This is a genomic window from Paenibacillus ginsengihumi DSM 21568 (assembly GCF_000380965.1).
Classification (GTDB): domain Bacteria; phylum Bacillota; class Bacilli; order Paenibacillales; family NBRC-103111; genus Paenibacillus_G; species Paenibacillus_G ginsengihumi.
The window spans coordinates 71,701-82,641 of sequence record NZ_KB905566.1 but is presented as its reverse complement, the minus strand read 5'-3'; the positions used below and the strand labels follow the sequence as shown (position 1 = coordinate 82,641).

5 protein-coding genes are annotated in these 10,941 nt (G+C 63.5%); 3 read left to right on the top strand and 2 right to left on the bottom strand.

Annotated features, from left to right (window positions below; all coding sequences use genetic code 11):
• Window positions 1-978 precede the first annotated feature (978 nt).
• Complete coding sequence (locus tag F591_RS0111945) at window positions 979-1,644, bottom strand: SGNH/GDSL hydrolase family protein (RefSeq protein ID WP_019534836.1); 666 nt, start codon at window positions 1,642-1,644, stop codon at window positions 979-981.
• Between the two features lie 693 nt (window positions 1,645-2,337).
• Between F591_RS0111945 and F591_RS0111940 the strand changes: the two genes are divergently transcribed.
• From F591_RS0111940 to F591_RS0111930, 3 genes are read left to right on the top strand one after another with little or no spacing between them, the layout of a single operon-like run.
• Window positions 2,338-3,384 (top strand): glycoside hydrolase family protein, encoded by a 1,047-nt coding sequence (locus F591_RS0111940; protein WP_019534835.1) that lies wholly within the window; start codon window positions 2,338-2,340, stop codon window positions 3,382-3,384.
• Window positions 3,374-6,223 carry a family 78 glycoside hydrolase catalytic domain gene (locus F591_RS0111935; protein WP_019534834.1) on the top strand — a complete coding sequence of 950 codons (2,850 nt, stop codon included), beginning with the start codon at window positions 3,374-3,376 and terminating at the stop codon, window positions 6,221-6,223. Before F591_RS0111940 ends, F591_RS0111935 begins: the two co-directional genes overlap by 11 nt.
• On the top strand, window positions 6,216-10,202 hold the full coding sequence (locus F591_RS0111930; RefSeq protein WP_026326557.1) for a hypothetical protein: 3,987 nt from the start codon (window positions 6,216-6,218) through the stop codon (window positions 10,200-10,202). The genes F591_RS0111935 and F591_RS0111930 overlap by 8 nt, the downstream gene beginning before the upstream one ends.
• Before the next feature lie 421 nt (window positions 10,203-10,623).
• On the opposite strand, the gene F591_RS0111925 is transcribed toward F591_RS0111930, so the two are convergent.
• On the bottom strand, window positions 10,624-10,917 hold the full coding sequence (locus F591_RS0111925) for a hypothetical protein (RefSeq protein WP_019534832.1): 294 nt from the start codon (window positions 10,915-10,917) through the stop codon (window positions 10,624-10,626).
• Window positions 10,918-10,941 lie beyond the last annotated feature (24 nt).

Sequence of the window (10,941 nt, the reverse complement as noted above, 5' to 3'; positions counted from 1 at the left end):
CTGAGCTTCGACGAACAAATAGATGGAAGCAGCGAGCGTGAGCTTTTGCTTGCGATAATCGAGGAAATCGCAAACAAATTCGGGAATATTCAACCATTCAAGGCATTGACTGATAACGGTTTTTGAGATATTGTTACCCATGTGTTGTCTCCTTTGTAAACGGATTGGGTAACACGCCCTCTACGTTTACAATAGGAGATTTTTTTGCGATTTTCCAGAAAAAATAATCAACAAAATACATTTATAGGAATATTTTCTTTCATGTCAGGTTTGTTGCAAAGCTAGTGTGATTCTGGCGGAAAAAATGCCAAATAAGACTGCTCACTTGCGTTAAAATTTCAAAACGAGCGTTTCGAGTGAAATAAGCTCTGTGGCTAGCGTTAGCTTAGGGTCTGCCCAGCAAAACGTGAGTCTAAGGCTATATAGCAAAGCGAACAATCCATTGCCGGCAGCTCGGATCTGCCGATCGCAAGTGGCGGCGGCCTCCGAACCCCGCGTTCGCGTTCGAACTCTCCGCGTTAGCGCTCGAACTCTGCGTTAGTGCAGCCCCTCCCAGGAACATCCGGGCACATGAGGCGACAAATCCTGCAAAAAATACAACATTTGCTGTATCCTTCGTGCCAGAGGAAGGGGATTGTTGCATTTTGTGCAACAATTTGGGCGAGATTGGCTTCAAACTCGGGAACATCGCCCGAAATGTTGCACTTTCTACAACATTTAGCAGCTAATGCGGTTGATCCCCCCGTTTTTGTTGTACAAAATACAACATTTGCTGGCTCTCCCCGAAAACTCAGCGGTACCCACACGCTGAATTTTCAATCCCGCAGGGGACGACCGATGACAAAAGGAATCGCTCGTCACAGGCGTCTCTCCTCGCGACATCGAATCCGTCTCGTCCCCGGCAGGATGCTTGTGGCTTCTGGGTTCGATCCACTGCGGCCGTTGTTGTGCAGAGGCGGCGGCCGTATTGCTGCGCAGCTACGCTCGCGCGGCCCCGGCTCCGATACCGGCTCCCGGGCCGATGCCGGCGACGGCCTGCAGCCAGGTAGCGGCCATCAGCATATCGCCGAGCGAATTCATATGTACGCCGTCGGTCGTAAGATCGTGCCCTGTCCCGCATTCGATGAATTCGATAAAAGCTCGGTGCGTCGGCACGAGGACGGCATCGAATTCTTTTGCCAGCCGGTCGACGGCCTCCACATAGGGCTTCAGCAGCCGGTTGCCGGTCGAATCGGCGTACTCCTTGATGACGGTAGGCTGCATCAAAATCGGACGGCAGCCGGCAATCGCCCTCGTCCGCTCGAGCAGGCTGCGGTAAATTTGCTCGAACCGCTCGGGATACACCTGCTCGATATCCGGCGAGTCGAGCTGACGCCAGACGTCGTTGATGCCGATGGAGATCGAAACCCACTGCGGCTTATGGTCGAGGACGTCGATCTGCCATCTTTTTTCCAGGTCGATGATGCGATTGCCCGACACGCCTTCGTTGATAACCTTGAGCGACAGCGAAGGGTAAGCGGATATGAGATAGTCGTGAATGAGCCGGACGTAGCCGCTGCCGAGCTTGAGCGGGTCCTTCTTCCTCCCTTTGTCGGTGATGCTGTCGCCGATAAATACGATTTTGTCCTTCGCCTTGAACGGCATCGGTTGATTCCTCCTTAATTGGTCGTTGTATGGCCAGGCCAAGCGGAAGCATTGAGGCGGTCGTCTTGCGATATTGCGAGCCCTGGCAGAAGCTCCACCTTCTACTATCGGCCCAGCGACGACGCAAGCCGGTCTCAGCCGCCGTGCCCAAGGTTCCAGGCCATGACGTTGCGGCAGCAGCATCGAATCGCATTGCCGCGCCGCGTGCGGTGCCGCATTGACCGCCGAGCGGATCAGCCAGCTAAGCTCGCGGACTGCTGCAGCGCCTGCCGCGGTCAATGCCACGCCGCCGAACAACCGAACATCGAGCCTGGCAGCATACTCTCCCCCGTCTCCAGGTTCGTGCCGGAGCGGTACGCTTTTCGTCAAGCTGCCAGGGATGAGCCAGTACGTCATGCCGGCCGCGACTGGTCCGCCATCGGGACATCTGGAATAAAACCGATCCAGCCTATGCCCGGCGGCCTGCAACGACTCTCCTCCTTTTACCATCGAAGCGGAATATACTATACCACAGTTTGCGCGCGGCCAATACGCCTGGCGGCGGGGATGATGCGATCAACCTACATATCGGACATATTTCCCCCCTTATTTCCTGCAACCGCTGTAGTAACCTATTTGAAAAAAGAGGCTGCCGCCCAGCGCCCCGGCGAAAGGCGATGGCAGACCCGCCTCTAGCGAAGGAGCGTGAAGGGGATGAAGATCGATCCGTATTTAACGCCTTACAAGCTCGGCCGGCCTGTCCTGACGGGCTCCGGTGTTCCGGGACGTTTCGACGAACGCGCGGTCGACTGCCCGTTTGTTTTTTGGCATAATGACCGTTTCTATATGATGTATGTCGGTTTTGACGGCACAGGGTATCAGACCGCGCTCGCCACGAGCGACGATCTGCTCCATTGGGAGCATGCGGCCGTCATCCTGCGGAGAGACGAAGGCTCCGGCTGGGATTCGGTCAACATTGCCGGCACCTGGATTTTGAGAGAAAACGATATCGGAGCTCCGCCCGCACTCAAAAAATGGGACGGCAAATATTGGCTCGTCTATCACGCCTACCCCGCAGCCGGCTACGAGAATGGTTCGGCAAAAATCGGCATCGCCTGGACGGACGACGAATCGCTGCTGACGTGGCACCGCTCTCCGGAGCCGATTCTGACCCCGGAGGAAGGCGCGGACTGGGAGCGGGGCGGTCTGTACAAGGAATGCCTCGTCGAGCACGAAGGCACGTTTTATTTGTTCTACAACGCCAAAAATACAAGCAAGGGCCGCTGGATCGAGCAGACCGGCCTCGCCTTGTCCCATGATCTGACGCGATGGCAGCGCTACGAGAATAACCCTGTGCTGCGCGTCTCGCCGGACCGCTGGGACAGCGGTTTTGTCAGCGACCCGTGCGTGCTGCGCAATCCGGATAAGAACGAATGGGCGATGTATTTTTTCGGTTACAACTACAAGCAGGCGCAGGAGGGACTTGCACTGTCAAGCGATTTGCTGAGCTGGACCAAATACCCCGACCCGATCCTCCGCGTCGGCGAAGAGGGCAGCATCGATGCCGTGTTCGCCCATAAGCCTTCTGTCATTACGCATAATGGCGTGCTGTACCATTTCTACTGCGCCTGCAGGAAATCGCGGGAGGGCGATCCGGCCGTCAACTTCGGCAAGGAGTTCCGCACGATCAGCGTCGCGGCTTCGCAGCCGGTGTTCGGAAGCGAAACAAGGGCCTGGAGGGCGGCCAACGATGCGGGTTGAGGAGCTGTATGTCGAAGGCAAAAGATGTCCGCTCGGCATCGACGCCGCCCGCCCGGCCTTCGGATGGAGCTATGCGTCCAGCGAGAAACGGGGGCAGCGCCAAACGGCCTACCGGATTTTGGTGGCGCAAAGCGAGGACAGCCTGCGGCAAGGCGTCGCGGACGTATGGGACAGCGGCCGCACGGCGGGATCCCGCTGCGTGCACGTGCTATACGGCGGACCGCCGCTTCGATCGCGCGCCCGTTATTATTGGAAGGTTCACGTATGGGACCAGGACGGACGCATGACGGAGAGCGGCGTTTCATGGTGGGAGATGGCGCTGCTTGAGGCGGGGGACTGGACGTCCCGCTGGATCGGCCTGCCTCTCGGCGACTGCGCCGAACCGGACCGCGAGGCGCTCCCCCTGTTCCGCCATGAGTTCGCCGTAAGCAAGCCGGTTGCCCGGGCGCGCGCTTACATCTGCGGCCTCGGCCATTATGAGCTGCGGCTGAACGGGCGCAAAGTCGGCGATCGGGAGCTGGAGCCGGGCTGGACGAACTATCATAAGACGTGCCTGTACAACGTTTACGATATTACGGACATGCTGCATGAGGGGACGAACGCCGCCGGCGTGATGCTCGGCAACGGGTTTTACCATGTGACAGGGGGCCGCTACAGCAAATTCAACGGCTCCTTCGGCCGGCCGAAATGCCTCGTGCAGCTGGAAATTGTGTACAACGACGGGGAGACGCTGACGGTAGGAAGCAGCGAAAGCTGGCGGGCCGCCCCCGGACCGATCACCTTCTCGTGCATTTACGGGGGCGAGGATTACGACGCGCGGCTCGTGCAGGACGGTTGGGACCGGCCCGGATTCGCAGAGAACGGCCGCTGGGCGCCAGCCGCCGAACAGCCCGCCCCGGCGGGCAAGCTGAAGGCCCAGGCGACGCTGCCGCTGAAAACGATGGCAACGTTCCAGCCGATCCGCATTACGCAGCCGGCTCCCGGCGTGTACGTCGCCGATTTCGGGCAAAACTTCTCCGGCTGGGTCGAGATCGAAGCAGCCGGACCAGAAGGCGCGCGCATCGTGCTGTCCCCCGGCGAGCTGCTAAAGGACAACGGTACGGTCAACCAGAAATGGACCGGCTCTCCCTACCGGTTCCATTACACCTTGGGCGGACAAGAGCGCGAGACTTGGTCGCCGCGGTTCAGCTATTACGGCTTTCGGTATGTGCAGATCGAAGGCGCGGTGCCGGCCGGCGTCGATCCCGGGAAAGCGGCCGGCCCAGACGGCGTCAACCCCGGCATTACCGCTAATGAAGGCGTCGGCAGCCGTCGCGGGGCAGGCTGCGGCGTCCCTGTCCTGCTCCGGCTCGAAGGCAAAATGATTTATCCCGATACGGCGCCGGTCGGCCGCTTCGCATGCTCGGACGAACTGCTGAACCGGACGCACGAAATCATTAATTGGGCGATTTTGAGCAATATGAAAAGCTTGTATACGGATTGCCCGCACCGCGAGAAGCTCGGCTGGCTGGAGCAGGTTCATCTGATGGGCCCCGCCCTCGCCTACAATTACGATACCGAGGCGCTGTGGGTGCAGACGATGGAAAATATCCGGGACGCGCAGCTTCCGAGCGGTATGGTGCCGACGACGGCGCCCGAGTACGTCGTGTTCGCCGAACCGTGGGACAGCTTCCGCCACTCCGTCCCGTGGGGCGCGGCCTATGTGCTGATCGCCTGGAACCTGCACCGGTTTTATGGCAATACTCGCATTTTGTCGGAGCATTATGACGGAATGAAAGCATACGTCGATTACGTTGCCGGGCTCGCAGAGCGGCATATCGTCAGCGGCGGCCTCGGGGACTGGTATGACGTCGGGCCGAATACGCCGGGCTTTGCCCAAAATACGCCCGTCGCGCATACGGAAACGGCGATGTACGGCCATATGGTCGACGTTTTTTCCCGCATTGCCGGGCTGCTGGGCCGCCATGAGGATGCCGCCCGGTACGCCGCGCTTTTCGAACAAGTCCGCACGGCGTTCAACGAGACGTTTTTCGACCCGCACGCGCAGAGCTACGCCACGGCCAGCCACACGGCCAACGCGATGCCGCTCGCGCTCGGCCTGGCCGAGGAGCGGTACAAGGAAGCGCTGCTTGCCCGGCTGGCGGACGATATCCGCGCCCAGGGCTATCACACGACGGCCGGAGACGTCGGATACCGCTACGTGCTGCTGGCCCTTGCGCACAACGGCCGCTCGGATATTGTCCGCGAGATGGCCCGGCAGACCGATCATCCGAGCTACGGCTACCAGCTCGTCCACGGAGCGACGACGCTGACGGAAGCGTGGGACGGTCCGACCGTCGGCAAATCGCAAAACCATTTTATGCTCGGTCATCTGGAGGAATGGCTGTACTTCGGCCTTGCCGGCATCGATTACCGCTTCGATCCTTCCGCGGGGAGCTACCGGATTGCGATCAAGCCTGCTGTCGTTGACGGCATACAGCAGGCCAGGGCAGAGCTGCGGCTGCCGGTTGGACTTCTTCGCAGCGGTTGGTCGCTCGAAGCCGGCGGGCGGCTGACGATGGAGGTGGGCATCCCGGCCAACTGCACGGCAGAAGTGCATGTCCCCGCCGCATCTGCAGAGCGGGTCCTGGAGCGCGACAGCGCTGCGGAACTAGCCTCGCTGAGCGGTGGCGGGGCTGCGGAGCTGGTGCCGGAGAGCGGCGACGCTGTGGCTGCTCCGGGCGCCGAGCTTATGCGTTTTGAAGACGGCTTCGCCGTCTACCGCCTCGCTTCCGGCACGTATCGGTTTGAGAGCTATTTACCTGAAAGCAAAGGGGTGGCGATCGTTGAACGTGAGTGATCTGAGAAGGGGCTTCGCCCGGCCGGACCCCCGCTTCGGCCCGGTTCCGTTCTGGTGGTGGAGCGCCGAAGAGGTGACGGAGGAGCGGGTCCGCTGGCAGATGGCCAAGTTCCGGGACGGCGGGCTGCGCAATATCGGCATCATCAACTTGTCCCCGACCGGGCCGCAGTACGGCAGCGTCAGCGACCGCCCGGCCTACGGGAGCGAGGAATGGTGGCAGCTGTTCGGCGTCGCCGTGCGCGAGGCGGAGCGGCTCGGCATGTTCGTCTGGTTTTACGATCAGATCGGCTTCTCCGGGGCCAATCTGCCCGCCCGCATCGTCACCGAGCGCCCCGAGGCAGCGGGCTATCGCCTGCGCCGCTTACAGCCGCAGGAGGAGCTGCCCGAATCGGCGCAGGTGCTGCTCGAATCGGGCGGCGAAGTGTATGCCGCCGTCCGCCAAGGCTTCAACTGGCTGGACCCGGCGGCAGCCGGCGAGCTGATCGACCGGGTTCATGGCGAGATGGAGCGCCGCTTCCCCCATCACCTGGGCACGACGATCGCCGGCAGCTTTCAGGACGAGCTGCCTCCGCTGCCGCTCTGGACGCCTGAGCTTCCAAAGCTGTACAAGGAGCGGTTTCAAGAGGATCTGCTGCCGCTGCTGCCCGCCCTGTTCGATCCGCTCCCCGGTCACGAACGGGTGCGCCGGCGCGTGTACCGGCTCGCCGCCGAGCTTGCCGAGCGGGCGTTCTTCATTCCGCTCGGACGATGGCACCGCGAGCGCGGCCTCCTGCTCTGCTGCGACCAGGCCGGTCCTGCGCGCAAGGCCGATCCGCACGGGGCGCAGCGGCTGTATCTCGATTATTTCCGGACGCACCGCTGGTATAACGCAGCAGGCAGCGATATGGACGGCGAGATCAAGCCGCATTCGTCCATGGCTCATCTGCACGGCGGCTCCGGCTCCCGCGTTTTTCTCGAGGCGTTCCATTCCAGCGGCTGGGGGGGCACCCTGGAAGAGACGATGCATTGGCTGCTTCCGTGGATTCAAGCCGGCGCCACCGTGTACAGCCCCCATGCCGTGTACTACAGCACGCGGGGCGGCTGGTGGGAATGGGCGCCTCCCGATACGGGCTGGCGGCAGCCGTACTTCGAGCATTATCCCGTCTTTGCGGATACGGTAAGCCGGGTATGCTCGCTGCTCAGCGAAGGCGTCCATGTGTGCGGCGTCGCCGTTCATTACCCTTCCTACGCCATTTGCGGCCACCTGTCGCTGGCGGATGGCAAGCCGAACGAGCATCCGATGAGCGTGGCCAACAAGGAGCTGAATGAACGGGCGTCGCACATTCAGCGCGTATACCGGCGAATAACCGGCAGCTGGAGTCGGCAGTATCACCGGGAACCGGGCGTGCTGCGGCAGGCGCATATCGACTTCGATATCGCCGACGACAGCGCGCTGCACAAGGCGATTCCGGAGGGCCGGACACTGCGCATCGCGGACGAGCGGTTTTCCGTGCTGATCCTGTGCGGAACGCTGGAGATGGACGACGAGGCCCGGGCGCGGGTCGAAGCGTGGCTGGCCCACGGCGGGACGGTCGTCGCCGCAGGCGTTCCGGCAGAGGAGCGCACGTGGAGCGGCGTCATTTACGTCGATACGCCCGAGGAAGCGGCCTCCGTCGCCGCCGACCGCGCTCCCGCAACCGTCTCCGGGCCGGGCGCGTCGCTTCATCGGCGCACGCCTGACGCCGATATTTTCCTCCTGCTGCCGCCCGACGGCAGTCTGCTGTGGATGCACGAGCCGGCGACCCCGGATACGGCGCTGCCGCAGGATGCGGTGTACCGGCTGAAGACGGAAGGCGTGCCGGAGCTGTGGGACCCGCTCAGCGGCGAAACGCAGCCCCTCCCTTACCGGCGGGAGGGCGAGTGGATCGAGCTGCGCGTACCTTTCGCGTCATGGCCTGCCGCACTCGTCGTCTGCCCTGCCGGCACCGCCGCCTCGCAGGCGTCGGAGCAGGCCCCGGCCGCCGCAATGGAAGGCGCGCCGACCGCGAGCCCGCAGCCGGCGCGCGCAGGCGATGCGGCTGCGGGCCCGTTCCCCGCCCGCATAGCAGCGCATGCGGCGGCTTCCTGGCGCACAGCGCTCAAGCTGCCTGCAGACGGCTGGCGCATCGCGGCCGTGCCTACGCTGGACAACCGGTACGGCGATTTCGACCTGCACGGGGAGGCGTCAGGCATGCTGCCGATCGACCGCCGCATCGTCCGGATGCAGCTGGAAACAAGCGGCGGGAAGAGCGCGTCGCGCGCAACAGGCGCGGCAAACGGCACGCTGCGAACGGCGGGCGCGATGAGCACAGAAGGCGAAAGCGCCGGTTGGCACGAGCCCGCGCTGGACGATAGCGGCTGGGCATCGCGCCTGTGGAGCGAGGCGGCCTATTGGGACGTATGCCGGGGCGAATCGTTCGATGAGGAGCGGGCCGAGTGCAAGGTGTACAGCAACGTGTTCGGCGATCTGTCCATGCGCTCTTGGGCCGGGCGTATGGGCCGCGTTCCGCGCCGCTTCCTCAACCTCGGCGAAGTGCCGAAGGGGGAAGCCGCCTGGGCCCGGACGTTCGTGATCGCCCCGGAGGACGGCATGTATTGGATACGCACGGAAAGCAACGCCGATATCAGCGGGACCGTCAACGGGCAGGACATCGCCTGGACGGGCGGTCCGGAGGAGCGGACGGCCTGGATAGCGCTGCGGCAGGGCGCGAATGAGCTGCGGCTAAAGGCGCAGGCGATCGGCAAAGGGCTCATGCGCGCCGGGGTCGAGGTCAACCGGCAGGCGCGGGCTCCGCTGCCCAAATGGCTGTTCGTCCGCGAGCCGCATCCCGGCGCGAGCCTCGCGAAGCGCGTCGCCTGTACGCCGGACCGGCCGTTCCGCCGCGTCCGCATCGTCTTTGCCGCGCGGGGACGGGCCGCGCTGTATGTGAACGGCGTCAAGGTGACCGAGCACGGCGATTTCAACCCCTATATCCGGCAAGGCCAGGAGGAGGTCGATGTGAGTCCGTTTTGGCGCTGCGGAGACAACGAAGTGCGCTTCGCGCTGCCCGAAGGCAGAGGGGAGGTGTTCGCCGACGGCGTCGTGGAGCTGCAGGACGGGGAGACGCTCAGCTTCTTCACGGAAGTGGATTGGCGGGACGATCGGGGGGAAGCGCCGGGCATCCACCACTTTTCCGTGCTTCCATTCGCCGAGACGGAGTCGCTCTGGATATCCCCCAGACCTCACCCGCTCCCCGGCGTCGGATGGCTGATGCCCGACTCCGTTCCCGACCCGCCGCCGCTTCCCTTCGCAGCGGACCCCAATGCGCTCGGCCGGCCGGTCTGGCTGCGCTTTCCGCTGCCGGTCGGCGCGAGAAAGCTGCGCATCGAATGCGCCGGCAGCATGCGCGTCTGGATCGGCGGCAAGGAAACGCCGCATCGAGGCGGGGTGGTGGAATGCCCGCCGCAGCCGCCGGGGACTGTCGCCGCCATAAGGATCGAGCCGGGTGGGCCGCTGGCGGAGGCGGCCGTGCTGCTGGCGCCGATCCGTATCGAAACGGCTCCGGCGACAGGGGCGCTCGGCGATTGGCGGACCGCGCTCCATCTGCCTCATCACAGCGGCGCGGTGGAATACGAGACGGTCGTGGACACGCCGCCATTGGCCGCAGCCGCGCTCGATCTGGGACATGTCCGCGGCACGGCTGAGGTCTGGCTGGACGGGCGGCCGCTTGGCGTCCGGCTCTGGCGGCCTTACCGCTTCTCGCTCGGGCCGCTGCCTAAAGGCAGCCACCGGCTGCGCATCCGGGTGACGAACACGCTCGGCGCGTTCTACGAAATCGGCCGGCCAACCAGTCTTGTCGGAGGGAACGCGGACATTGCTTATTGGAGCCGCGAGCGCAAGGAGCTGGAAGCGGACTGGGGCAAGTGGTTCCCCAGCGGCGGCCTGTATGGCCCGGTGAGCATTTTGGAGGAGCAGCAGTAAGAGAGGGCTGCGCCGGATACTCGCCGGGCGCCACCGGGGCTGGGGATGCGCGCTTTGAGGCGGAGCATGCCGCTGAAGGCCGCACGGCTTATGCGATGCCGCCACAGCCCCCTAGCCCCCTCATGCGCTCCGCCTGCGCACAGCTCCATGGCCTAGCGGCCGCGATGCAAGCAGCGCCCGGTTCCGCTCGCAAAAAGCGGTGCCGGACGCTTTGTAAGCACAGGCAAACCGATGGCCGGAACGGTTGCGCACACGGGCCAGCGGCAAAGCGGATTGCCGAACGAGCGGACCTGTCTTTTCAGGCAGTGAATAAGCGTTCACGTCCGGGTAGGTCCCAGCCGCTTCCACCTGCCGCTCATGCCGCGTGATTAGCGCCGCAATCTGCCTGGACATAGGCGCCCGAGACCAGAGCGCTAGGCTGCTACCTGCGAGGCCCTATAGAACAGCGGCTCGTCCGTCCGATGCCCGGGACCGTCGTAAGCCAAGCCGAAAAAGGCGCTGCCGCCAAAGTACGATGGAAACTCGCCGCGCCTGTCCCGGCCGGCTGCTCTGTCGCCTGATGCAGCTCCAGCAGCGCGAGCGCGGCATACCGGATGAATTGTCCGGCGTCGGGCGCTTTCGTGCGACGGTTCAGACCGCGCGATGCCATGTCGCCTCCCCCGGCTCCAAAAGCTTCGGCGCCCAAGCTGTCCTGCCCGAGCATTCGGCCTTTCATCCGGCCGGCTTGTTCCCCGCTGCG

Excerpts from the sequence above, each read along its gene's own strand:
- F591_RS0111945 (WP_019534836.1), bottom strand. The coding sequence starts at position 1,644 with ATGCCGTTCAAGGCGAAGGACAAAATCGTATTTATCGGCGACAGCATC.
- F591_RS0111940 (WP_019534835.1), top strand. The coding sequence starts at position 2,338 with ATGAAGATCGATCCGTATTTAACGCCTTACAAGCTCGGCCGGCCTGTC.
- F591_RS0111935 (WP_019534834.1), top strand. The coding sequence starts at position 3,374 with ATGCGGGTTGAGGAGCTGTATGTCGAAGGCAAAAGATGTCCGCTCGGC.
- F591_RS0111925 (WP_019534832.1), bottom strand. The coding sequence starts at position 10,917 with ATGAAAGGCCGAATGCTCGGGCAGGACAGCTTGGGCGCCGAAGCTTTT.